Here is a 23,819-nt window from a genome sequence, read left to right as displayed (position 1 = left end):
CTCATGAGAAGCGATCACGTTTATGATTTTGGGTTGAAGTCGATCAACCGTTCGGCTGTCGCCTGGTTGAGGGCCATCGGAATGTCGTAGACGATCGCGAGACGCATCAGCGCCTTGACGTCCACGTCATGCGGCATTGCCGTCAGAGGATCGACGAAGAAGATCAGAAGCTGCACCTCGCCGGTGGCGATCATCGCGCCGATCTGCTGGTCGCCGCCGAGCGGACCGCTTTTCAGGCGCGTGATATCGAGCCCCGGACAGACATCGAGGACACGGCCGCCTGTCGTGCCTGTCGCAACGATGCGCCATTGGGACAAAACCGCTTCATGCACCTTGGCGAAAGCCGCAAGATCGTCCTTCTTCTGATCGTGAGCGATCAGGGCAATGCATTTCCGATCCGCCATGTCGGGCCTCGCATCAATCTTTAAATCGATTTGATCGCCCTATACATGAACGCCGCGGCAATGGGAAGGTTGAAGCCCGCCCACCCCGCTCACGCGTTCATGATCATTGCAAGGCCGGACGGGCCAGCGGCACTGGAATATCGGTCGGCGGAACGTCTCCGGCGGCAGCGCCGATCACCTGCTCGATACCTTCAGTCGCCGGGGCAGGTGCCGCCGCCCGATAGGCCGTGCCAAACGTGGCGGCCTCTTCCGAGGCGGGCGCGGGACCGTTCAGCACCAGCGCGCAAGCTTTCGGCAGGTCGGCCATGGTCGTGAGCCTTGGCTTCACCGGCTTTTCGCCCGGCTTCTTCTTCGGCTTTGCCCAGGGCTCGTCGGTAAACCACCAGGCCAGCGACTTGTCGCAGCCATCGCCGGCCGGCACCGCCGCCTGGTCCTTGCAGCTCGCTGCACCCGCGGGGCATTTGATGCGGATGTGGAAATGATAGTCATGACCGTAGATCGGCCGGACCTTGCCAAGCGCCGATCGGTCCCCGGTCCAGGTGTCGCAGAGCTTCTTCTTGATCGCCGGATTGACGAAGACGCGCTCCACCTGCGGGTAGCTGGCGGCCAGCATGATCAGCTGCGCGTGTTTTGGCGTCCAAATGGAGCGATCAACCGTCAGGAACTTGTTCTTCTGCAGCATCGAGGTCGCGGAGATATCTTCGCGCTCGCGGTAGCTGAGCGTGCGCTGCGGCATCGGCGTCAGCCAGATATCGGCGTCGAGACCGATCTGATGGGACGCGTGGCCCGACAGCATCGGGCCGCCGCGCGGCTGCGAGATGTCACCGAGCAAAAGGCCCGGCCAGCCGACCTTTTCGGCGGCATCGTGCGAAAACTGCTCGATCAGCGCGATCATCTGCGGGTGACCCCAACGTCGGTTGCGCGACAGCCGCATCGCCTGCCAGGTGGGCCCGTCGGTCGGGATCGCGACACCGCCGGCAAGGCAGCCCTTCGCGTAGAAACCATAGGGGTTCGCGGCCATTTCGGCCGGCAGGGCCTTGGCACCGAACAGCGCCTTTGCCGGCACATCCTCGGCCGCCGCGTTGTCGGCAATCAGAAGGCTTGTTCCCAGCAGCAACGCAAGAAACGCCGAGCCGCAACGTCGAAGTGGAGCAATCATTGAATTTCGTCCCATTTGTCTCGCGGACAGAAGCGCCAACACGCGGCATTCCCTGTCCGACGAACCCCGATCCTAAGGCCCCGTGTTTGCCTCAGCCTTACGCGTCACGCGCTTGTGAATCACCGGGATGTGACTCAAAAATTTTGCCTGATTTGCGGCGGTGCCTGTCAATTGCCCGGATTTCGCCTATGCTCTCGAAAAAGAAGATTGAAATATAAGGGGTACCGGCTGGATGCCAAACTTCTGCAGGACCGTGAAACCTGGCCTCGCTGCCTCGCTTCTGACAGCAGCGTTTCTTCTCTTCCCTCCTGCATCGAACGCCGAAGATCAGCCCGTCTGGCGTCATGGCACGTCTTCAATCGGTGAACTGAAATACAAGCCTGACTTTGCCCGCTTCGACTATGTCAATGCGGATGCGCCCAAAGGCGGCGAATTGCACCTCTCCGAAAGCGGCACCTTCGACACGTTCAATCCGATCCTTTCCAAGGGCGAGGCGGCGAGCGGTGTTACCTCCCTCGTCTTCGACACCCTGCTCAAATCCGCTGAGGATGAGATCACCACGGCCTACGGTCTGCTAGCCGAGGGCGTCTCCTATCCCGATGATATTTCCTCCGCCACTTTTCGTCTTCGCGCCGAGGCGAAGTGGGCGGACGGCAAGCCAGTGACGCCAGAGGATGTCGTCTTCTCGTTTGAAAAGGTGAAGGAGCACAATCCGCTCCTGTCCAACTACTACCGCCACGTCGTTTCGGCGGAAAAGACGGGCGAGCGCGACCTTACTTTCCGCTTCGACGAGAAGAACAACCACGAACTGCCAAACATTCTCGGCCAGTTCCCGATCCTGCCGAAGCATTGGTGGGAAGGGCAGGACGAGAAAGGCAACAAACGCGACATCAGCCGCACGACGCTTGAACCGGTCATGGGCTCCGGCCCCTACAAGATCGCTTCGTTCCAGGCCGGCGGCTCCATCCGCTTCGAACGCAGGGACGACTATTGGGGCAAAAACCTCAACGTGAATGTCGGTCAGTATAATTTCGGTACGATCACCTACGCCTTCTTCAGCGACCGGAACGTACAATTCGAGGCGTTCCGCGCCGGCAATGTCGATTTCTACCAGGACAACAGCGCCAGCCATTGGGCGACGGCCTATGATTTTCCGGCCATGAAGGATGGCCGCGTGATCCGCGAGGAAATCGAGAACCCCTTGCGCGCGGCCGGGATCATGCAGGCCTTTGTGCCGAACATGCGCCGAGAAAAATTCCGGGACCAGCGCGTGCGCGAGGCGCTAAACTACGCCTTCGACTTCGAGGATCTCAACCGCAATCTCGCCTACAATGCCTTCCAGCGTGTCGACAGTTACTTCTGGGGCACCGAGCTTGCCTCATCCGATTTGCCTGAAGGCCGGGAAAAGGCCATCCTGGAGGAGCTGAAGGACAAGGTTCCGGCCGAGGTCTTCACCACGCCCTACACCAACCCCATCAATGGCGACCCGCAAAAGGTGCGCGACAACCTGCGCAAGGCGCTCGCGCTGTTCAAGGAGGCCGGCTACGAGCTGAAGGGCAACCGCCTCGTCAACGTGAAGACTGGCGAACCCTTCAGCTTCGAACTGCTTCTGTCCAACCCGTCTTTCGAGCGCACGGTCACCCCGTTCATCAACAGTGTGAAGAAGATCGGTATCGATGCCCGCATCCGCACCGTCGATGACTCCCAGTACACCAATCGCGTCAGAAGCTTCGACTATGACATGATCTACGGCATCTGGGCGCAGACACTGGTGCCCGGCAACGAGCAACTCGACTATTGGGGCTCATCCTCGGTCAACCAACAGGGATCGAGAAACTATGCCGGGATCGCCGATCCGGCGATCGACGAGCTCATTCGCAGAGTGATCTTCGCGCCGAACCGCGATGAACTGGTCGCGACCACGCGGGCGCTCGACCGCGTCCTTCTCGCCCACCACTACGTCGTGCCGCTCTTCTATTCGAAGTCGGTGCGCGTCGCCTATTGGAACCACCTCGCCCACACGAAGGAACTTCCCTATTACGGCACAGGCTTCCCGGATGCCTGGTGGTCGAAAAACGCCACCCCCAAATGAAGTCCTTGCACTCGGATGGCGTCTCGATTCCAAATGCAGAAAAACGAATCACTGAAACAAGCCCCGATCCGGGCCTGACAGCCGCAAGGAGACACAGGGATTGAAACACCATAGACGGCATGCCGACGCTTCGCCGGTCCGGGCCACCGCCCACACGTCGATCGAAAGGCTCGCCTGATGGGTGCCTATATCCTGCGCCGCCTGCTTCTGATGATCCCGACGATCTTCGGGATCATGGCGATCTCCTTCGCCATCGTACAGTTCGCACCGGGCGGCCCGGTCGAGCAGGTGATTTCGGATCTCACCAATGCTGGCGGCGGCTCGGACCGCTTGAGCGGCAGCAGCGGCGACCTGATGCCGTCGGGGGGGGATGAAGGCGGCCGCTATCGCGGCGCGCAAGGGCTAGATCCGGAATTCATCGCCAAGCTCGAAAAGCAATTCGGCTTCGACAAGCCGCCGCTTGAGCGCTTCGCGACGATGATGTGGAATTACATCCGCTTCGATTTCGGCGAGAGCTTCTTCCGCAACACATCGGTCATCGATCTCATCAAGGAGAAGATGCCGGTCTCGATCTCGCTCGGCCTCTGGATTCTGCTGTTTTCCTACGCAATCTCCATCCCGCTGGGCATCAAGAAGGCGGTTTCCGACGGCTCGGCCTTCGACGTCTGGACCTCCGGCATCATCGTCATCGGCTATGCCGTGCCGAGCTTCCTGTTCGGCATCCTCTTGATCGTCATCTTCGCCGGCGGGTCGTTCTTCGACTGGTTCCCGCTCCGCGGCATTGTCTCCGACAATTTCTGGCAACTGCCCTGGTGGCAGAAGCCACTCGACTACATCTGGCACATGACGCTGCCGCTGATCACGCTGCTGCTTTCGGCATTTGCGACCACCACGCTGCTCACCAAGAATTCCTTCATCGACGAGATCAAGAAGCAATATGTGACGACGGCGCGGGCGAAGGGTCTCAACGATCGCCAGGTGCTCTACGGCCACGTGTTCCGTAACGCCATGCTGATCATCATCGCCGGCTTCCCGGGCGCCTTCATCTCGGCCTTCTTCACCGGGTCGCTGCTGATCGAGTACATCTTCTCGCTCGATGGCCTCGGTCGCCTCGGTTATGATTCGGTCGTCAAGCGTGACTACCCGATCGTCTTTGCAACGCTCTTCATCTTCTCGCTGATGGGTCTGCTCGTCAGCCTGCTGTCAGACCTCATCTACACCTGGGTCGATCCGCGCATCGACTTCGAGCGGAGGGACGTCTGATGGTGGACGTGACGACCTCCCCGACAAGCCGCGTGGCGGTGCCCCCGCGCGGCTGGCTGTCTCCGGTCAACCAGCGGCGCTGGCAGAATTTTAGGGCGAACCGACGCGGCTACTGGTCGCTCTGGATCTTCCTTGCGCTTTTCGGCCTCAGCCTTGTTGGCGAATTCATCGCCAACGACAGGCCCATTGTCGCCTCCTACAAGGGCGAGCTTCTCTTCCCTGTTGTCATCGATTACCCGGAGGAAAAGTTCGGCGGCTTCCTTGCCGAGACCGACTACCGCTCCGACTTCATCCGCGACGAAATCGAGGCCAATGGCTGGATGATCTGGCCGCCGGTCCGCTATTCCTATCAGACCGTCAATTCCAACATCCCACATTCGGCGCCCACCAAACCCTTCTGGCTGATGGACAAGGAGGAGCGCTGCTCCGCCTATCCGGAGGGGCGGAATGACCGCAACTGCATCGTCGGCAATCTCAACTGGCTTGGCACCGACGATCAGGCCCGCGACGTGTTTGCGCGCATGATCTACGGCTTCCGTCTCTCGGTGCTGTTCGGCCTGACGCTGACCATTGCCTCGGCGGTGATCGGCGTGACCGCCGGTGCTGTCCAGGGCTATTTCGGCGGCTGGACCGATCTCCTGATGCAGCGCTTCATCGAGATCTGGTCGTCAATGCCGGTGCTTTACATCCTGTTGATCATTGCCGCGATTCTGCCGCCCGGCTTCTTCATCCTGCTCGGCATCATGCTCTTGTTTTCCTGGGTCGGCTTCGTCGGCGTCGTGCGCGCCGAGTTCCTAAGGGCGCGCAATTTCGAGTATGTGAATGCGGCGCGCGCGCTCGGCGTCGGCAACGGCACGATCATGTATCGCCACCTGCTGCCGAACGCGATGGTCGCAACGCTGACCTTCCTGCCCTTCATCCTCTCCGGCTCGATCACGACGCTGACATCGCTCGACTTCCTCGGTTTCGGCATGCCGCCGGGCTCGCCTTCGCTCGGCGAGATGATCGCGCAGGGCAAATCCAACCTGCAGGCGCCCTGGCTCGGGCTGACGGCCTTCTGCGTCATGTCGCTGATGCTATCGCTGCTGATCTTCGTCGGTGAAGCAACGCGCGATGCCTTCGACCCGAGAAAGACATTCCGGTGAGCGCGACGATGACAGATCCCATCCTCTCCGTCCGCGACCTCTCGGTCGCCTTTCACCAGGGCGGCAACACCTCGATCGCCGTCGACCACATCTCCTTCGAGATCAAGCGCGGGGAAACCGTGGCGCTTGTCGGCGAATCCGGTTCGGGCAAGTCGGTTTCGGCCAATTCGATCCTGAAGCTGCTGCCCTATCCGTCCGCGAGCCACCCGAGCGGCGAGATCGTCTTCAACGGCAAGGACCTGTTGAAGGCCGGCGATGCGGAGCTGCGCAACGTGCGCGGCAACGACATCACCATGATCTTCCAGGAGCCGATGACCTCGCTCAACCCGCTGCATTCGATCGAGCGGCAGATCGGCGAGATCCTCGAACTGCACCAGGGGCTCGAAGGAGCCGCTGCGCGCACCCGCATTCTCGAGCTTCTCAACCAGGTCGGCATCCGCGAGCCGGAGAAGCGCCTCAGCGCCTATCCGCACGAGCTCTCCGGTGGCCAGCGCCAGCGCGTCATGATCGCCATGGCGCTTGCCAACCGCCCCGAGTTGCTGATTGCCGACGAGCCGACGACGGCGCTCGACGTCACGGTGCAGGCGCAGATCCTCGAGCTTCTGAAGACGCTCAAGGACGAGCACGGCATGTCGATGCTGTTCATCACCCACGACCTCGGCATCGTGCGCAAGATCGCCGACCGGGTCTGCGTGATGACCAAGGGCAAGATCGTCGAGACCGGGCCGACCGCCGAGATCTTCTCCAACCCGCAGCACGCCTACACCCGCCATCTGCTCGCCTCCGAGCCGAAGGGCAACCCGCCGCCGTCAGACGCGTCGAAGCCGATCGTGATGGAAGCCTCGGACATGAAGGTCTGGTTCCCGATCAAGGCCGGCTTTCTGCGCAAGGTGGTCGACCATGTGAAGGCCGTCGACGGCATCGACCTGAAGCTGCGCGCCGGCCAGACGCTCGGGGTCGTCGGCGAATCCGGTTCCGGCAAGACGACGCTCGGCCTGGCGCTGACGCGGCTGATCTCGTCGAAGGGCCGCATCGCCTTTATCGGCAAGGACATCGACCGCTACAGCTTCAACGAAATGCGGCCACTTCGAAACCGGATGCAGATCGTCTTTCAGGACCCCTATGGCTCGCTCAGCCCGCGCATGTCGGTGGCCGATATCATCGCCGAAGGCCTGAAGATCCATGAACGTTCGCTTTCGGAAAACGAGCGCGATGCCCGCGTCGCCGCCGCTCTCGAAGAAGTCGGCCTCGATCCTTCGACCCGCTGGCGCTACCCGCACGAATTTTCCGGCGGCCAGCGCCAGCGCATCGCCATTGCGCGTGCCATGGTGCTGAAGCCGCAATTCGTCATGCTCGACGAACCAACCTCGGCGCTCGACATGAGCGTGCAGGCGCAGGTGGTCGATCTCTTGCGCGACCTGCAGAGCAAACACGATCTCGCCTATCTGTTCATCAGCCATGACCTGAAGGTCGTGCGGGCGCTTGCCAACGAGATGATCGTGATGCGCCTGGGCAAGGTGGTGGAACAGGGGCCGGCCGAGCGCATCTTCAATGCGCCGAGCGAAGATTACACGAAGGCGCTGATGGCAGCGGCCTTCAACCTCGAAGCCGTCAATCTCACCGCGATCCGCCAGTAGAGTGCCCGCAATGTCCGCAAAGAGCCCCGTCATCGTCGATCTGAAGTTCATTCCGGAGGAGGTCGAGGCGGCTCTTCGCGGCGCCTTTCCCGATCGCGAGGTGATCAATCGCGCCGACGTCGTGCACCACAACCGCGATCTCTCGGGGATCGACTATGCAGTGGTGTGGAAATCGGCGCCGGATCTCTTCGAGCGGGCGCCGGATCTCAAGGTGGTCTTCTCCGGCGGCGCCGGCGTCGATCACGTGCTGACGCTTCCCGGGCTTCCCGAGGTGCCGCTGGTGCGCTTCGTCGATCAGACGCTGACGACGCGCATGAGCGAGTGGGTCGTCATGCAATGTCTTCTGCATCTGCGCCAGCACCGCGCCTATGAGGCGCTAGCGGCGAAGCGCGAATGGCGCGATCTGACCCAGCCGGAAGCCGCAGACATCACGGTCGGCATCATGGGCATGGGCGTGCTTGGCCAGGACGCCGCCCGCAAGCTCTCCACCATGGGATTCAAGGTCGTCGGCTGGTCGCGCAGCAAGCGAGACGTCGCAGGCATCGAGACCTTCGGCGGCAGCGAGCTCGACACGTTCCTGGCGCGCACGGATTTCCTCGTCGGTCTGCTGCCGCTGACGCCGGACACCCGTGGCATTTTCAATCTGCGCCTGTTTGCCAAGCTCAGCCGCAACGGTCCGTTTGGCGCGCCTGTTTTCATCAATGCCGGTCGCGGCGGCAGCCAGGTCGAAGCGGATATCCTGAGCGCGCTGGACAGTGGTGTGCTCGGCGGCGCCTCGCTCGATGTCTTCGAAGAGGAACCGCTTGCCAGCGACAGCCGCTTCTGGACGATGCCGAACGTCTATGTCACACCGCATGTGGCGGCATCCTCCGACGTCAAGGCGCTGTTCCGCCATGTCGAGCAGCAGATCGCCCGCTTCGAAAGCGGTCAATCGCTCGAACACGTGGTCGACAAAGTAGCCGGCTATTGATTTAGCGGAAGCGAGGCGCGCGGCGGAATCAACCCGCCTGTAGTGGCTTGCGTCAGGGCCGGCGATAGCCGGTCGGCTGGTCATAGAGCCAGCCAATGCGAGCGATCGCCTCTTCCAATCCTTCATGCGCGACCGACATGGTGTGGCCGTTGGCATGGATCAACGTGCGCTCGTCTTCCATGATCGCGACATGGCCCTTCCAGAACACGAGATCGCCGCGCCGCAACTCTTCACGGGCGATCGGAGCGCCGAGCCGAGCCGCCTGCATGTCGGAATCGCGCTCGACTACGCGGCCTGCCATCAACATCGACGTCTGGACGAGGCCTGAGCAATCGATGCCGAAGCCGGAGCGGCCGCCCCACAGATAGGGCGTTTCCAGGAAGCGGGCGGCGACCGTGACGTAGTCGGCGCTGACGGCGTGGCCAACGGGCGCACAATGATTGGCGACGATCGCGCGGCCGCCTTCAAGCAGGAAGTAGCGCGTTCCGCGCGTTTCCGCCTCGCCGATAACCGCGACACGGCTTCCCATCGAGAGAGCGAAGGCCTGCGGAAACTTGAGGTCGGCACCGTTGTAGACGAATGTGCGCGGCACGGTGACGATATGGGTCGGAACTGCGGTCTGGCGCAGAAGAGCCGTCTCCGGCATGTAGCCGACGTAGCCGTCGAGATCGGCTTTGACCCAGGCCCAGCCGTTGGCCGTATCAAGCACCCGCACGCCCTCGCCATAGAGCACCTCGGTGTCCGTGCCGCAGGCGGCGTCCGGGCGGGCACGGAGCGGCGCGACCGGCACGGCGAGTGTCGCCACCTCTCCCTCGACATAACGCTCCGCCTCGACCTGGCCGCGAAGCGCGATTTCGGCGAGATCGCTGCGATAGGCGTTGAGACGACGGTCCGGCAGTTGCGACATGGCTGAGACTCACAAGGTCAATTTGCGACCATGAAGAATGATCAGATCGCCGAGTTTTTCAAGGTAAAGCGCACCTTCGACGGTGCGCTTGATGATCACGTTGCGCCGGTCGATATCGTCACGCACCCGGTCCACGAGACCAAGAGCGCCCATGGTATCGAGCGCGCGGGTGATGACCGGCTTGGTAACGCCAAGCGTCGCCGCCAGTCCGCGCACCGTGTGGGGCGGTGGCACGAGGTAGATGTGCAGAAGGATCGCCAGCTGCCGCAGGGTCAGGTCGCGGCTGTCGACGCGCACCTGGGCGAGCGACACCGTATGCCAAAGCCCGAGGGCCTGGGAGGGCGTAAGCTCGATCGGCAATGGCGGCTCCTGCGCAAGAAACTGATCCGCCACGATAGCGGCGGATCGTTACGCAAGCGTTTCTTTCTTGCCAATCGTTCCGATAGGCTATTTTGCCATCTTCTGGACGTGATGGTAGAGCGCCCGGATCGCCTGCGCCTCGCCGCCAACCGGCGAATGCGGCCGCTCGGACTGTGCCCATCCGAAGATGTCGAAATGCACCCAGCTCTTGGTGTTGGTGACGAAACGCCGGAGGAAGAGCGCTGCAGTGATTGAACCGGCCATACCACCCGCCGGCGCATTGGTGAGATCTGCGATCCGTGCCGAGACATCCTTGTCGTAGCCATTGTAAAGCGGCATGCGCCACATCGGATCGTCGACCTCGAGGCTTGCTTCCGAGAGATCATGGGCAAGGTCGGCGTCGTCGGTAAAGAAGGGCGGTAGATCCGGGCCGAGCGCGACGCGAGCGGCACCGGTGAGCGTCGCCATGTCGACCAAAAGATCAGTCTTCTCCTCGTCGGCATAGGCGAGCGCATCGGCCAAGATCAGCCGGCCCTCGGCATCGGTGTTGTCGATCTGAACTGTCAGCCCCTTGCGGCTGCGATAGATGTCACCGGGGCGGAAGGCATTGGCGGAGATCGAGTTCTCGACAACCGGCACGATGACGCGCAGATCGACCTTGAGTTTGGCGTCCATGATCATCAACGCGAGGCCGAGGACATTGGCGGCACCGCCCATGTCCTTCTTCATCAAGAGCATCGAGGCGGCCGGCTTGATGTCGAGACCGCCGGTGTCGAAGCAGACGCCCTTGCCGACCAGCGTTACCTTCTTGTGGCCCTTCTTGCCCCAGCGCAGCTCAAGCAGGCGCGGAGCTTCGGCGCTGGCGCGTCCAACGGTATGGACCAGAGGGAAATTCTGCGTCAGCAGCGCTTCGCCCGATATCACCGAGACATCGGCCTTGTAGTGGGCGGCAAGCGCGCGGAATGCCGCTTCGAGCGCCTCGGGACCCATGTCGTTGGTTGGCGTGTTGATCAGGTCGCGCGCAAGGAAGACGCCGGCGAGCTGCCGCTTGATATCGGTCGCATCGGCGTCGGCGGGGATCAGCAGTGTCGGCGGCTCGCCCTTGGTGGATTTGTAGCGCTCGAAGCGATAGGAACCGAGGCCATAGCCGAGCGCCAGCCGGTTGGCGGTGAGCGGCGCGGTTTCGATGTGCCACTTGCCTGCCGGCAGTGCTCGCGCAAGCTTGCCGGCCAGAAACGGCGCTTCCGACGGGTTGCTGCCGAGACCGAAGAGCGCACCGCCGAGATGGCCGTCTGAGGACGGGATCAACAGCACCGCGCCGGATTCGGCCGTGAAGCCAGCCTTGCGCGCCCAGTCCAAAGCGATCGGATCGATCGTCCCCGTCTCAATATGCGCCGGCGTGACCGCGAAGATCGGCAGGGTCTTGCCGGCGCTGGTGTTGAACGGCGACGGCCGCTCGATGAACTGATAGGGAGCCATGAAAGTCCTCGGCTGACAGAGATGGAATCGCGCCATTAACGCTCCGTTAGGGTTAACAGATTATTGCTGGAGTGAAAGTTGCGCCGGTGTTGTCTGAAGTTCAGGTGCGCGAATGCATGCTGGGGACACTCATGGCCAAACGCACGACTTCACCGTTGAAAGTCGCTCACTTCTTCCAGGGCGCGGCGATTGCGCTGGTGGCGCTCTCGCTCGCAGGCTGCGCCAATCAGCCGAAGAAGGAGCTGACCACGGGCTCGATTTCGAGAACGTCGACGCCGGTTCAGTCGATGACCGCGACCGAGCTTTCGGCGGCGGCCGAAAGCGTTGGCCAGGCCTATGAAAAGAACCCCAAGGATCGCGAAGCCGGGCTCAACTACGCCAACCTCCTGCGTATGACCGGCCGCAACGAGCAGGCCCTCGCGGTCATGCAGCAGGTCGCGATCAACAATCCGTCGGACCGGGAAGTGCTCGGCGCCTATGGCAAGGCGCAGGCCGCGGCCGGCCAGCTCGATCAGGCGCTGGCGACGATCAGCCGCGCCCAGACCCCGGACCGTCCGGACTGGAAGCTGAAATCGGCCGAGGGCGCAATCCTCGACCAACTCGGACGCCCGCAGGAGGCGCGCACGCGCTACCGCGAAGCGCTCGAACTCAAGCCGAACGAACCGTCGGTGCTCTCCAATCTCGGCATGTCCTATCTTCTGACCAAGGATCTCCGCACCGCCGAAACCTATCTCAAATCGGCGGCGGCCCAGCCCGGTGCTGACAGCAGCGTTCGCCAGAACCTGGCGCTGGCCGTCGGGCTTCAGGGCCGCTTTCAGGAGGCCGAGACCATCGCCCGGCAGGAGCTTTCCAGCGAGCAGGCGGAAGCGAACGTCGCCTATCTGCGCTCGATGCTCTCCCAGCAGGGAGCGTGGAAGCAGTTGGCCAAGGCTGACGAAGCGAAGACCAACTGAGCACCTTGCAGGCGAGGCACGGTCAGGCGGCTCTCCCCTCCTCCGGTGTATTTCACCTCAGAAACGCATGCGTTTAAGCGCGCATCAGTCCGCGCGACGTCGTAAGCCGACACTGTCCTAAGCAGTGGGCGTAACGGACGACGATTTTCAGTTACACTCCGAAATTCGCTGGAGCATCCCGCGTCGAGCGGAATCGCTGGAAGCGAAAAAGATGCTCTGGAATCAAGGTTCCAGAGCGTCGTTCGTGCGTTCGTCTGAACGCAGGGTGGTCTAGAACTTGTCGGCCACCTGAATGCCGGCGGGTCCAAGGATGACGGCAACCAGCACGGGCAGAAAGAAGAGGATCATCGGCACCGTCAGCTTCGGCGGCAGCGCCGCCGCTTTCTTCTCCGCCGCGTTCATGCGCTGATCACGGCTTTCCTGCGCAAGGACGCGCAAGGCCTGGGCGATCGGGGTGCCGTAGCGGTCCGCCTGGATGAGTGCCTGGACCACCGACCTGACCTCTTCGAGGCCGGTGCGAAGACCGAGGTTTTCAAGTGCTGCGCGACGCTCGGGCAGGAAGGAAAGTTCTGCCGTCGTCAGCACGAGTTCTTCCGCCAATGGCTGCGACTGGGCTGCGATTTCGTCGGCGACACGCCGCATGGCAAGTTCCATCGACACACCCGATTCGACACAGATCAAGAGAAGGTCGAGTGCATCCGGCCAGGCGCGACGAATGGAAGCCTGACGCTTGGAGACGGCATTGGCGACGATAATGTTCGGCGCGTAGAAGCCCAGATAGGCGAAACCGATCGCAAAGAAGAGACGTACCATCAGCGGTTTCTCGGCAAAGTTGCCGAGCCCGAAGATGTAGACGAGGGCGACGAGCAGAAACAGGAAGGGCAGGCAGAAACGCGCAAACAGGAAGGTATTGAGGGCATTCTGTGAGCGAAAGCCGGCCATTTTCAAACGGTTGACCGTCTTGTCATCCACGAGCGCCGTGCGCAGATTGAGCCGTTCGACGATCTGGCGAATGGAGGCGTTGTTTTGGCCACGCAGGCTCGCCCTGCCGCCCTGCATATCAGCAAGCCGCGCCCGTTCGCGTGCTCGGATTTGTTCCCGCTCGCTCGCAACCGACTTCATCCGCTTTCCGAGGTCGCCCCGTTCGAAGAACGGCACGATCAGCGAATAAAAAGTCGCGAGCACGGCGAGCGAAACCAGAACGGCCAGGACAACGTTCGGATCGGTCAGTGTCTTGATCAGGCCCGTGCTCATCGATGCCCCCTCAGATATCGAAATTGATCATGTTGCGCATCACCATGATGCCTACGCTCATCCAGAAGAGGCCGAGACCGATAATCAAGTGGCCGCGCGGGTCGGTGAACAGGACCATCATGTATGCGGGTGACGTCAGATAAACCAGCAAAGCAACGATGAACGGCAGGGCACCAATGATGCACGCCGACGCCTTGGCCTCCATCGACATCGCGCTGACCTTCGCCCTCATCTTCCTACGTTCGCGCAGAACCTTCGACAGGTTGCCGAGGGCTTCGGAAAGGTTGCCGCCCGCCTGCGCCTGAATGGCGATCACGATCGCGAAGAAGTTCACCTCCGGCAAGGGAATGCTATTGATCATGCGGGCACAGGCATCAGTGACGCTCAACCCGACCTGCTGTGATTCCACCACGCGGCGAAACTCCGTCTTCACCGGCTCCTGCGCGTCGGCGGCAATGAGGCGGAGCGCGTCATTGAGAGGAAGGCCCGATTTGATCGAGCGGACCATGGTCTCGAGAGCGTTCGGAAACTCCTCCAGGAACTTCTTGCAGCGTCGCTTGATCAGGAAGCCGACAAACCAACGGGGTAGGCCAAGGCCGGCGATCACTGCTATGCCGAGGCCTATAGCGGGCCCGGCTCCCATGATCAGGGCGACGAGAAAGGCGAAGGCGCCGAAAAGCGCGCTGAACAGATAGAAGCGCCCCAAGGAAACTGAGAGGTCCGCCTGGGTCAGTCGCACCTTCATCGAAGGGGAAGACTTGGCCGAGCGCTCCTGTTGCTTCTTCTCGAGTTCCTTCAGCGAATCCTGCACGGACTTGCGCCGCTTCGACAGTTCGCTCACGCGGTCCCGCGCGGCCTTCACCTTGGCGCGGTCCGTTTCAGCCGCGCTGACCTTACGCACGCGGCCTTCCGCCTTCTTTTCGCTTTCGATACGCGAGAACAAAAGGCCGTAGGCGAGCGCCGCCGCCGATATTGCGACAAGGGCGGCCAGCGCCAGAACGGTGATGTCTATGCCGAACATCGCAGCTCCTAGTTCTTGTCCATCGCGTCAAGGGTGGCGGCCAAACGCTTATCCTCGTTGAAGTAGCGGGCGCGATCCCAGAAATGCGGCCGGCCGATTCCGGTCGACGTGTGGCGGCCAATGATACGTCCGCCGGCGTCCTCGCCATCGATCTCGTAGCGCATCAGGTCCTGCGTGATGATCACGTCACCTTCCATGCCGACCACTTCGGTTATGTGGGTAATGCGCCGGGAGCCGTCGCGCAAACGCGATGCCTGGATGATCACATCAACCGATCCGGCAATGATCTCGCGCACGGTTTTGGCTGGCAGGCTGTAGCCACCCAAGGCGATCATCGATTCCATACGGCTCAAGCATTCGCGCGGCGTGTTGGCATGGATCGTTCCCATCGAGCCGTCATGGCCGGTGTTCATCGCCTGAAGCAGGTCGAAAACCTCTGGTCCGCGCACTTCGCCGACGATGATGCGTTCGGGGCGCATGCGCAGGCAGTTCTTGATGAGGTCGCGCATGGTGATCTCACCTTCGCCTTCGATGTTCGGCGGGCGCGTTTCCAGGCGCACGACATGCGGCTGCTGCAGCTGCAGCTCGGCCGTGTCCTCGCAGGTAATGACCCGTTCGTCGGCGTCGATGTAGCGCGTGAGGCAGTTGAGAAGTGTCGTCTTGCCCGAGCCGGTGCCACCGGAGATGACAATGTTGCAGCGGACGCGGCCGATGATCTGCAGAAGGACGGCACCCTCCGCCGTTACCGAACCGAAGCGCACGAGCTGCTCCAGCGTCAGCTTGTCCTTCTTGAACTTGCGGATGGTCAGCGCCGTGCCGTCGATGGCGAGCGGCGGGGCAATGACGTTGACACGGGATCCGTCTGGCAGGCGGGCGTCGCAGATTGGGCTCGATTCATCGACGCGACGGCCGACCTGGCCGACGATGCGCTGGCAGATCGACAGCAGCTGCGCGTTGTCGCGAAACCGGATTTCCGATTCCTGCACCTTGCCGCCGACTTCGATGAAGGTCTGACCGGCGCCATTAACCATGATGTCGGCGATGTCGTCGCGGGCAAGCAGCGGTTCGAGCGGACCATACCCCAGCACGTCGTTGCATATGTCGTCGAGCAGCTCTTCCTGCTCGGAGATCGACATCGCGAAATTCTTGATCGTGATGATGTCGTTGACGATGTCGCGGATTTCCTCGCGCGCGCTCTCGGTGTCGAGCTTGGCGAGCTGCGACAGGTCGATCGTGTCGATCAGCGCCGAAAATACCTGCGACTTCGTATCGTAATAGTCTTCCGTTCGCGCTGTGCGACGCCGGGTCGTCGATGGGGCGGCCGGCTGGATCTTCGGGATCGCGGACGTCGTTTCGCCGAGAACCGGAACCGCGGACCGCTCGGTCGCCATCGGTTGCGCAGCAACCACGGGCGGCGGAACGGCGGGACCCGGGGTGCCGCTTTTGCCGAAGCCTTCGTTTCCGCGTTTGCCAAACATTTGCGTGATCCTATGTCCAGTCTATTTCCTGCCGAGCGCGGCAAGCACCTTTCCAAGTCCGCCGCGCCGAGCCTTCTTCATCGTTACCCGGCCGGTCAAAAGATGCGCGAGCTGTGAGAACGTTTCAGCCGCCGGCGCCTTCTTGTCGATTTCCGCTATCATCCGTCCGCTGTTCGAAGCGTTGCCAAATAGGGCCGCGTCAAAGGGAATGATGGCCGCCGCTTCGGTTTCCAGCGAATCGCAGAACTCGCTCGCCGTAATCTCCGGACGCTTCGGCATCCCGACCTGGTTCAGAACCAAGTGGGGCGGTTTGTCGTTTGGACGCAGCTTCTTCATTGCATCGAGCAGGTTCTTGGTATTGCGCAGGCTGGCGAGATCGGGGATCGCGGTAATCACCACTTCGTCGGCTTCTCCGAGCACGGCGCGGGTCCAGTCCGTCCACAGATGCGGAAGATCGAGTACGGAAACGGGGGCGCTGCGCTGCAGGATCTCCAGGATCGGGTGGAACGCACCGGTCTCAAAATCATAGGCGCGGTCCAGCATGGAGGGGGCGGCCAACAGCGACAGGTGGTCGGAGCATTTGGTCAGCAGCCGGTCAAGGAACACCTCGTCCAGGCGCTCTGGCGCAAACACCGCTTCGGCAATGCCCTGCGGCGGATCCTGGTCGAAATCGATGTTGGCCGTGCCATAGGGAAGGTCGAGATCGGCGAGAATGGTCTCGGTCGAGAAGAGGCTGGAGATGCCCCAGGCGCAATTGTGCGCGATCACCGACGAACCGCAACCGCCCTTTGCACCGATGAAGGCGATGCTTCGGCCCAGGGGCTCGGCATCCGGGTCGACGAAGATCGCCGAAACGGCGGTGAGAATGTCCGGCATAGACACCGGTGCGACCATGTATTCCGAAATGCCGTTGCGGATGAGCTCGCGATAGAGCCCGATATCATTGTGTTTGCCGACGAGAATCACCTTGGTGCTCGGGTCGCAGACCTCTGCAAGCGGCGTAAGCTCGGCCAGTAGCGACCGTGGTTCGGTCGATGTTTCAAGGATGATGAGATTGGGGGTAGACACGGTCGCGAACATGTTTGCGGCCGCGTCGATGCTGCCGCTGTTGATGCGCAAGCTGACCTTGGCCATGCGCCGGTCCCGCCCGCAACGCTCCATCAGCTGCTGCATTGCATTGGTTTCGCAGAATGCGTGGATCGAGATCCGCGGTAGCGGGCGGACTTGCTCCAGATCGCCCGTGCGCACTTGGTCGAAGAAAGGCTCGTCCCCCTCGCCGCCGGTGCCGATCTTATAATCGATCGTGTTCATTTCTTCATCCCGCCGCTATCAGTTGAAGATGACGACCGGGCCGTCGCTCTTGTCGGTTCCACGCCAGTCCTTGATCACCTGGCCACGCTGTTCCGCGTCGATCGGCGACGTCTGGCGCGGGCCGAGCAGGTCTGTCGGATTGGCGATCTGGGCGGCCAGGTTCGATTGCGAGGCGCAACCGAAATTGTAATAGTTCTTGTTTTCCAGTGTGTTGAGGTTCAGATCTTCCGGCCAGGTGCCGCAAGGCGCGGTCTGGGCGGTAATCGCAACGTAGCTCAAGCGGATCGGTGCCGCGTCTCCATAAGGTCCGGCGTCGTAGCTCGTTTCGAGCAGACGTTTGGCGGGAATGCCCGCAGCAACCAGGACGCCGCGGATTTCCCTGCGCATCGCTTGCGCAGCATGGCTGTTGGCCGCGCCGCGCGGCATCATGATCTGCACGACGCCGCTTGCCGAATTGCGATAGTCGGAAGCGAACCCGGCGATAACATCGCGCGTGCCCTGGGTCAGGCGACGGTCGCCCGATGCGATCGGGATGTCGATGGCGCGTTCGCCTTCGGCGAGCACGATCGGATGTCTCGTGCGATAGTCGTCCGGAATCGAGCCAGTAGCGAGATTGTCCTTTGTCCCGCAGCTCGCAAGAAAGATACCAGCGATGGCCAGCATGGCCACGCGGCTCGTGCATCGCATGAAGGCGCTGGATGTGCTCAGGGGCATGGCAGTCGGCCTTTCAGAATTCTGGTGGGAACCGGTTCGAAGCGTCATGACCCGACCTATTTGTAGATGAAGCCGACATTGCCGTGGTAACGCCCTGCCGGAGCGGCCGCCTCCGGCCGCCCGTAGATGCGGTTCACGCGGCCAAGGAAGTAGCTGTCGAGATCATTGGCCGGATTGAAATTGTCGTCAGGCCGGGAGATCGCGCTTCTGGCGACAGGACGGACAAGATAGGGCGTCGCGATGATGACGAGCTCGGTTTCGTTGCGCACGAAATCCTTGCTGCGGAAGAGCGTTCCGAGGATCGGGATCTTCGAAGCACCCGGCAGGCCGGACATCGCCTGGCGAATATTGTCCTGAACCAGGCCGGCGATCACGATCGAGCCGCCGGAAGGCAACTCGACGCTGGTCGAAGCTTCGCGCCTGCGGATGCCGAGAAAGGTATTGCCAGGAATCTTGCTCGTGCCGTTGCCAGTGACGACGGATCCCTCATAGGTGGGCTCAGAGACATTCGTCTCGATCTGCAGGCTGATGCGTCCCGGTCCCAGGACAACAGGCTTGAAGTTCAGGCGGATGCCGTATTCGACGTCGTTGACTTCGCGCGTGACCCTGTTTTCGCCGGTCTGATCGTCGGTCGTGACTTCCTGGGTTCCCGACAGGCGAAACTGACCGCCGACATAGAACTTCGCCTCCTGACCAGAAATCGCCGTCAGGCTTGGCTCGGCCAGTGTCCGCATCACACCCGCCTGCTCCATCGCGTTGATGTAGCTGGAGATCATCGTGCCGCCGACAGACTTGTTGATCACGGCGTTGACACCAACGCCGATCGCATCCCCGAGGTTGGCCGGATTGCGGAAACCGATGCCGCTTTCGCCGTCGCTAACACGGCCGTTGAAACCGAGCTGCTTCAGCACCTGGCGGCTGACTTCGGCCACCGTGACCTTGAGGTTGACCTGGTCATCGCCGTCGATCGTCAGGAGGTTGACGATCTGCGAAACCTGGCGATCTTCAGCGAAGATGTCGGCATCGCCATTGTTGCCCTGGGCGGTGATGTTGCGCGTGGTCGCCTCGCCGCCCTGGAGGAAGGCCTTCGCAAGGTCTACGGCACGGGTGGAATCGAGCGGCGTTCGCACGGTTCCGGTCAAGACGATGTTGTCCGAAATGATCTCGACATTGATGTCGGCGTCCGGAATGAAGCGACGCAGATTGGACTGGAGATTGGCGATATCGCGCTCGACTTCGATGTCGAGGCTGACGATCTCCTCGCCATTGGGGCCGAAGACGAAGATGTTGGTCTGGCCGACGGATTTGCCGAAGAGATAGATACGCCGTGAGGTGCGCGTCACTGCGTCCGCCAGCGACGGGTCCGCCACGAGAATGTCGTGCGCGTCCGCCGGCAGGTCGACGACCACGGCCTTGTTTAAGCCGAGACTGACCTTCTTCTTGACGCCTGGGCCGCTTTCAACGATCCGCACGACGGAGGAAGCAGCGGCGAGTGCGACCGTCGGCGCCGGCAGATACATGCCGGTAAACGCCAGGCAGAATGATAGGCCGGCTGCGACAGACGCCCGAAATGTGTTTCCGCTCCGTTTCACCTTATGCCCCATTCTAGCCTGGTTACTGCTGTGTCTGGCCGAGGGCGCCATCGCTCTTGACGATGGACCCGGATTTGATGACCTGAATGCTCGGCTGACCGTCGCCGCTCAATAGATAGTCTGCGGCGTCGGTGTCGGATTCCTGTGCATCGGCGACGCTTCGGAGCGCCAATGAAATGCGCTCGGCCATCTGCTGCGCCACTGTCATTACTTTCGACTGGTCGGGCGTCAGCTCCAGCGTGGCCGTGGTTCCGACCACGGCCTTGGTGCCGTCTTCCTTCTCCTCGACCTGCTGGTCGATCGCCAGAACACGCACGTTGCTGAGCACGGTTTCGGTCAGGTAGAGTTCGCCATCGCCCTTGCGGACCATGATGACGTCGACACGGTCATTCGGAAGGATGAAGCCGCCGGCACCGGTAGCGACGGTGATTTCCGTCGCGACGGCGCGTTTGCCCGCCGGCAACAGCGACGACATGATGCGGTTGGACGAGTCTGCGACCTTTTCGTGACGGACCGGCTCGCCGTTGAAGATCGGCAAGCGAACGACGGCTCCGGTGAGGTCGTCGATTGCCGACGGTTGACTTTCGTCGGTGATCAGGCCGTCAACCAAACCGTCCTTCGGCCAGGCCATCCACTGGATGGAATCGCCGGCCAGGCGCGATCCGACAGGCAGGCTCTTGCTGGCAACCAGGACGTTGACGGTCGGCGCCCGCTCGATCAGAGGCTCGGCGGCCAACGGCGCAGGTGCGCGCGTCAGTTTCATCGCCAATAGACCAGCCATTGCAGCCGACAGAACGGCCACCGCCAGTATTATGATGCGAACCGGTTTCATGATCGTTTCCGAGCCCCGAAGAATTGCCAGGGTCAGATTGATCAGGAATTGGTGTAATTATAGTTAACGGATTACTTATGAGGAGAGTTAACGAAAGGTGATGCCCCGCGCTTGAGCCTTAAGAAAGGCGCGCAAAGACCGCCTCCATAAGCGGCGAAGCCGGATAGGCAACAAAGCCACCGAGCGCGATTGCCACGCCGTACGGAATTTTCTTGGCCGTCAGCAAGAGCTGCGGAACGGGGATGCCACTCGCCAGTATCGTGTTTTCCTGCCGGCGCAACATCAGGATGGCAAGCGTCAACAAACCTCCAAAAATGGAAACGTAGAGCAGAAAAGCGGTCAACGACGGGGTGAATCCGAACCAGATGGCGCTGGCTGTCAGGAGCTTGGCGTCGCCGCCGCCCATCACGTTTGCAGCAAACAGGCCGAAGCACACGGCAAAGACAACCAAGGCCGCGGCCACATGCTGGCCGATCTCCCCGAGATCGAGTCCCGCCAGCAGCGCCACGACAAAAAAGCTGCCCAGAAGCACTACCGAAACGCGATTGGGAATCGTCATGGTCAGCAGGTCTGAAAAGGCTGCAAACGCCAGGCAAAAGGGAAAAACCACCAAAATAGCAGCCTCAGTCATGGTTCCTGCCTCCAAGATGAGCGCACGCAATCTCCGATTCCCCGTGGGGCTCCAGATAGAAATGGAGCCGCTTTTGCAGCGGCTCCATTTGTTCCTTGCAAGACCGGTTCATTAGATCTTGCCGCTCGTCGCAATACTCGATCCGATTGCATTGAGCGCGGAATCGAGCGTATTGCCAATCGTGGTTGCGCCGGCAATCAGGGCCGCGGAAACGAGCACCGCGATCAGACCATACTCGATGGCGGTCGCACCACTGTCATCCCGCTTCAGGCGACGGAAAATCTTCGCCATGCGAATCTCGCCTCGCTTGAACCGGTCAGACCGATTAGAGCTTACCAGTCGTGCTATCCGTGAGCTTTCCGCCCAGGCCGTCGAACGTGGTGTTGAGCGCGTCGCCCAGGGTGCTTGCGCCAGCAATGAGGGCAACCGAGATGAGGGCGGCGATCAGGCCGTACTCGATAGCGGTCGCGCCGGACTCGTCCTTCATCAGACGGGCAAAAATCTTCTTCATGATGATTCTCCTACTTCACATTTGTTGTTCAGCACTTCCGCCAACTGTTGCCGTTGATCGGATGTCCTCAAACTAGTCCTGGCGCATTTCCATCGACTTAAAGAAGGCGGTTACCGACAGGTTAACGACGCATCCCTGATTTTTGGGTAAACGAACAGAAAACGGCGCGGGGCCTATCCGGTCTCGAAATCATGGATTTAACGGTTCATTCACCAAGACGGGTGAGTATGGGGTGAACCCACCTCAAGGACCCGCCATGACCATGCCATTCGCGACCGGCCGAGCCGCCCTGTTTGCTTTCGTGATCGCATCGCTCGCCCCGGTGGTCGCCGCTGGCGCAGAGAACGACATGATGCGCGTCTATATGGATCACGCGCGCGTGCTCAAACTCGATCGCCCGGTCAGCAAGGTCATCATCGGCAATGCCGAAGTGGCAGACGCCACGGTTGCCGACGCCCGAACCATCGTCATCACCGGCCGCAATTTTGGCACGACCAATCTGGTCATCCTCGACCAGGATGGAAACGCAATTGTCGATGAGCGGATTCTGGTGTCGATCGACGAAGGCAACACCGTGCGTGTCTACAAACAGACGTCGCGCACCGTGCTCTCCTGTACGCCAAATTGTGAACGACACGCGGAGCGTAAAACCACAGGTAGCACCAACTAAATTTTATGGGTTTAGACCCGCGATTCGTTAAAATGCACATGATCTGCGGGAACGAAATATCAACGGTTGCTCCATAATCTTCCGCCCGTCTGGCGTAACATGATGGGACGGCACAATGAGCAGCGAGCAGGCAATCGAACGTGCGAGCGGGCCTGATATCAGGCGAAAAGGCATTCTGCGCCGCTTCATCCGCAACCGCAAAGGCACGACGAGCATCGAGTTCGCCATCCTCGCGCTGCCCTTCTTCGTGGTGATTTTCGCCTCACTCGAAACCTTTGCCGCCTTCTACGGCGACCAGCTCCTGGCGAACGCAACGGAGACGATGGCGCGCAAGGTCCGTACCGGCCAGATTACCTTCCAGCGGGGGAAGGCGACAGATATGACTCAAGCGCAGTTTCGCCAGGCCTTCTGCAATGAAATCTCGGTCCTGATGAAATGCTCCGCCACCGAAGCAAACCAGCCCTCGCAGTTCTACCTGGACGTCAGGGCGGTCTCGGATCTCAGCACGTTTCCTGTGAACATCCCGCGCAAGGCCGGCTCGACCGATATTGATACGGGCGACTTCAAGTTTGCCCCCGGCGGTCCGGGTACCTTCAACGTGGTGCGTGCCTACTATCGATGGAGCGTGATCACCGACCTCGTCAGGCCGTTCGTCACCAACTTGCGGCCCGCCGGCGCGAGCATGCCGAAGGACTATCTCATGGTGGCAACCGCCACCTTCCGAAACGAGAGCGAGTGAGGTTTGCCGTGAAGCAGATTGCGAAGCAAAAGATCCTGCGCCTTCGGGCGGTTTCTGCCATGTTTCACGCGCTGCGGCGGGACAAACGCGGCGTCGGAGCCGTTGAATTCGCGATCGTCGCACCCTTGCTGATCATAACCTATCTCGGTGCGTTCGAGCTTTCGGTCGGTTTTACGGTCGCAGGCAAGACGGCCCGCGCCGCAAGCGCCGTCGCCGACATCATCGCACAGCAATCGGAAGTCAACAAAGCCTTCCTCGCCAAGGTGCCGAATATCGCAAAGAGTATTCTCGAACCCTATGGGAACGCGAACTACACACTGAAGATCACCGGTATCGAGGTCTCAAGCACCAATGAGGGGACCGTCATTTGGTCGCACGATCAGGCCGGCGGGGTTCCCTACAGCGTGAATTCGAAGGTCACCCTGCCCGGCCAATTCACGGCCAACAAGTCCTTTGTCATTCGCACGGAGCTGACCGTGCCGCACGAGTTGCTGCTCTACGCTCCGAGCCTTCAGGCCACTGCGAAGACGATAGACCTCTCCAAGACGGCCTACTTCCACTCGCGTCTCGCCCAAACTATAAAATGCACTGATTGCTGATCGGGCACTGATCCGGCGCAATTGCATTGCGCCGTGCGCAGCGCTATCCCTTCGGGATTGTGCGTGGCGCGCGCCTCCGGCGTCGTCGCGTTCTTCCA

The 23,819-nt window shown here is 61.3% G+C and carries 24 protein-coding genes; 9 read left to right on the top strand and 15 right to left on the bottom strand.

All coding sequences use genetic code 11. The annotated features are described in order from the left end of the window. Nucleotides 1–20 precede the first annotated feature (20 nt). Together ACTJKM_RS30705 and mepA are read right to left on the bottom strand one after the other, a co-directional pair. Nucleotides 21–404 carry a methylglyoxal synthase gene (locus tag ACTJKM_RS30705; RefSeq protein WP_057247741.1) on the bottom strand — a complete coding sequence of 128 codons (384 nt, stop codon included), beginning with the start codon at nt 402–404 and terminating at the stop codon, nt 21–23. Nucleotides 405–507: 103 nt separating this feature from the next. Further along, complete coding sequence (gene mepA, locus ACTJKM_RS30700; RefSeq protein ID WP_425985866.1) at nt 508–1,563, bottom strand: penicillin-insensitive murein endopeptidase; 1,056 nt, start codon at nt 1,561–1,563, stop codon at nt 508–510. A 232-nt stretch (nt 1,564–1,795) separates the two neighbouring features. Between mepA and ACTJKM_RS30695 the strand changes: the two genes are divergently transcribed. The 5 genes from ACTJKM_RS30695 to ACTJKM_RS30675 all read left to right on the top strand — a co-directional run bounded on the left by ACTJKM_RS30695 (nt 1,796) and on the right by ACTJKM_RS30675 (nt 8,670). Further along, nucleotides 1,796–3,655, top strand: a complete 1,860-nt coding sequence (locus ACTJKM_RS30695) for an extracellular solute-binding protein (RefSeq protein WP_113512243.1) — start codon at nt 1,796–1,798, stop codon at nt 3,653–3,655. 177 nt (nt 3,656–3,832) lie between these two features. Then, complete coding sequence (locus ACTJKM_RS30690; RefSeq protein ID WP_058328328.1) at nt 3,833–4,918, top strand: microcin C ABC transporter permease YejB; 1,086 nt, start codon at nt 3,833–3,835, stop codon at nt 4,916–4,918. Next, complete coding sequence (locus ACTJKM_RS30685; RefSeq protein WP_058328329.1) at nt 4,918–6,063, top strand: ABC transporter permease; 1,146 nt, start codon at nt 4,918–4,920, stop codon at nt 6,061–6,063. Before ACTJKM_RS30690 ends, ACTJKM_RS30685 begins: the two co-directional genes overlap by 1 nt. Nucleotides 6,064–6,071: 8 nt before the next feature. Continuing rightward, complete coding sequence (locus ACTJKM_RS30680) at nt 6,072–7,700, top strand: ABC transporter ATP-binding protein (RefSeq protein WP_058328342.1); 1,629 nt, start codon at nt 6,072–6,074, stop codon at nt 7,698–7,700. 10 nt (nt 7,701–7,710) lie between these two features. Continuing rightward, a complete protein-coding gene (locus tag ACTJKM_RS30675) occupies nt 7,711–8,670 on the top strand; it encodes a 2-hydroxyacid dehydrogenase (protein ID WP_058328330.1) in 960 nt (319 codons plus the stop codon). A 52-nt stretch (nt 8,671–8,722) separates the two neighbouring features. Here the strand turns inward: ACTJKM_RS30675 and ACTJKM_RS30670 are convergent, their stop codons facing one another. The 3 genes from ACTJKM_RS30670 to ACTJKM_RS30660 form a co-directional block, all read right to left on the bottom strand. Then, on the bottom strand, nt 8,723–9,577 hold the full coding sequence (locus tag ACTJKM_RS30670; protein ID WP_058328331.1) for a C40 family peptidase: 855 nt from the start codon (nt 9,575–9,577) through the stop codon (nt 8,723–8,725). 9 nt (nt 9,578–9,586) lie between these two features. Continuing rightward, the gene (locus ACTJKM_RS30665) at nt 9,587–9,937 is read right to left on the bottom strand and encodes a MarR family transcriptional regulator (protein WP_057248220.1); all 351 of its coding nucleotides are present in this window, start codon (nt 9,935–9,937) and stop codon (nt 9,587–9,589) included. Nucleotides 9,938–10,024: 87 nt separating this feature from the next. Beyond that, nucleotides 10,025–11,416 carry a leucyl aminopeptidase family protein gene (locus tag ACTJKM_RS30660; protein ID WP_057247734.1) on the bottom strand — a complete coding sequence of 464 codons (1,392 nt, stop codon included), beginning with the start codon at nt 11,414–11,416 and terminating at the stop codon, nt 10,025–10,027. Between the two features lie 131 nt (nt 11,417–11,547). On the opposite strand from ACTJKM_RS30660, the gene ACTJKM_RS30655 reads away from it, so the two are divergent. Further along, nucleotides 11,548–12,369: a tetratricopeptide repeat protein gene (locus ACTJKM_RS30655; RefSeq protein ID WP_057247733.1), complete on the top strand. Its 822-nt coding sequence runs from the start codon at nt 11,548–11,550 to the stop codon at nt 12,367–12,369. Between the two features lie 270 nt (nt 12,370–12,639). On the opposite strand, the gene ACTJKM_RS30650 is transcribed toward ACTJKM_RS30655, so the two are convergent. The 10 genes from ACTJKM_RS30650 to ACTJKM_RS30605 all read right to left on the bottom strand — a co-directional run bounded on the left by ACTJKM_RS30650 (nt 12,640) and on the right by ACTJKM_RS30605 (nt 21,713). Next, a complete protein-coding gene (locus ACTJKM_RS30650) occupies nt 12,640–13,623 on the bottom strand; it encodes a type II secretion system F family protein (RefSeq protein WP_057247732.1) in 984 nt (327 codons plus the stop codon). 10 nt (nt 13,624–13,633) lie between these two features. Beyond that, nucleotides 13,634–14,644 carry a type II secretion system F family protein gene (locus tag ACTJKM_RS30645; RefSeq protein WP_057247731.1) on the bottom strand — a complete coding sequence of 337 codons (1,011 nt, stop codon included), beginning with the start codon at nt 14,642–14,644 and terminating at the stop codon, nt 13,634–13,636. 8 nt (nt 14,645–14,652) lie between these two features. Further along, entirely contained in the window at nt 14,653–16,122 is a 1,470-nt protein-coding gene (locus tag ACTJKM_RS30640) for a CpaF family protein (RefSeq protein ID WP_057247730.1), read from the bottom strand. Between the two features lie 21 nt (nt 16,123–16,143). Beyond that, nucleotides 16,144–17,433, bottom strand: coding sequence for an AAA family ATPase (locus tag ACTJKM_RS30635; RefSeq protein WP_057247729.1), 1,290 nt, complete (start codon nt 17,431–17,433; stop codon nt 16,144–16,146). Nucleotides 17,434–17,451: 18 nt separating this feature from the next. Further along, on the bottom strand, nt 17,452–18,147 hold the full coding sequence (locus tag ACTJKM_RS30630) for a CpaD family pilus assembly protein (RefSeq protein ID WP_057247728.1): 696 nt from the start codon (nt 18,145–18,147) through the stop codon (nt 17,452–17,454). A gap of 56 nt (nt 18,148–18,203) precedes the next feature. Beyond that, nucleotides 18,204–19,751 carry a type II and III secretion system protein family protein gene (locus ACTJKM_RS30625; protein WP_057247727.1) on the bottom strand — a complete coding sequence of 516 codons (1,548 nt, stop codon included), beginning with the start codon at nt 19,749–19,751 and terminating at the stop codon, nt 18,204–18,206. 10 nt (nt 19,752–19,761) lie between these two features. Continuing rightward, complete coding sequence (gene cpaB, locus ACTJKM_RS30620) at nt 19,762–20,571, bottom strand: Flp pilus assembly protein CpaB (protein ID WP_057247726.1); 810 nt, start codon at nt 20,569–20,571, stop codon at nt 19,762–19,764. Nucleotides 20,572–20,689: 118 nt separating this feature from the next. Next, nucleotides 20,690–21,202 (bottom strand): A24 family peptidase, encoded by a 513-nt coding sequence (locus ACTJKM_RS30615; RefSeq protein ID WP_057247725.1) that lies wholly within the window; start codon nt 21,200–21,202, stop codon nt 20,690–20,692. 111 nt (nt 21,203–21,313) lie between these two features. Next, a complete protein-coding gene (locus ACTJKM_RS30610; protein ID WP_057247724.1) occupies nt 21,314–21,493 on the bottom strand; it encodes a Flp family type IVb pilin in 180 nt (59 codons plus the stop codon). A gap of 34 nt (nt 21,494–21,527) precedes the next feature. Then, nucleotides 21,528–21,713, bottom strand: a complete 186-nt coding sequence (locus ACTJKM_RS30605; RefSeq protein ID WP_057247723.1) for a Flp family type IVb pilin — start codon at nt 21,711–21,713, stop codon at nt 21,528–21,530. Nucleotides 21,714–21,969: 256 nt separating this feature from the next. On the opposite strand from ACTJKM_RS30605, the gene ACTJKM_RS30600 reads away from it, so the two are divergent. The 3 genes from ACTJKM_RS30600 to ACTJKM_RS30590 all read left to right on the top strand — a co-directional run bounded on the left by ACTJKM_RS30600 (nt 21,970) and on the right by ACTJKM_RS30590 (nt 23,721). Next, entirely contained in the window at nt 21,970–22,383 is a 414-nt protein-coding gene (locus ACTJKM_RS30600) for a pilus assembly protein N-terminal domain-containing protein (RefSeq protein WP_057247722.1), read from the top strand. Nucleotides 22,384–22,498: 115 nt separating this feature from the next. After that, complete coding sequence (locus tag ACTJKM_RS30595; protein WP_057247721.1) at nt 22,499–23,122, top strand: TadE/TadG family type IV pilus assembly protein; 624 nt, start codon at nt 22,499–22,501, stop codon at nt 23,120–23,122. A gap of 59 nt (nt 23,123–23,181) precedes the next feature. Next, a complete protein-coding gene (locus ACTJKM_RS30590; protein ID WP_057248219.1) occupies nt 23,182–23,721 on the top strand; it encodes a TadE/TadG family type IV pilus assembly protein in 540 nt (179 codons plus the stop codon). Nucleotides 23,722–23,819 lie beyond the last annotated feature (98 nt).

Origin of the sequence: Ensifer sp. 22460, from assembly GCF_052044935.1 — a bacterium.
Taxonomy (GTDB): Bacteria; Pseudomonadota; Alphaproteobacteria; order Rhizobiales; family Rhizobiaceae; genus Ensifer.
Note: the sequence above shows the minus strand (reverse complement) of the source record. Positions and strands in the feature narration are given on the sequence as shown.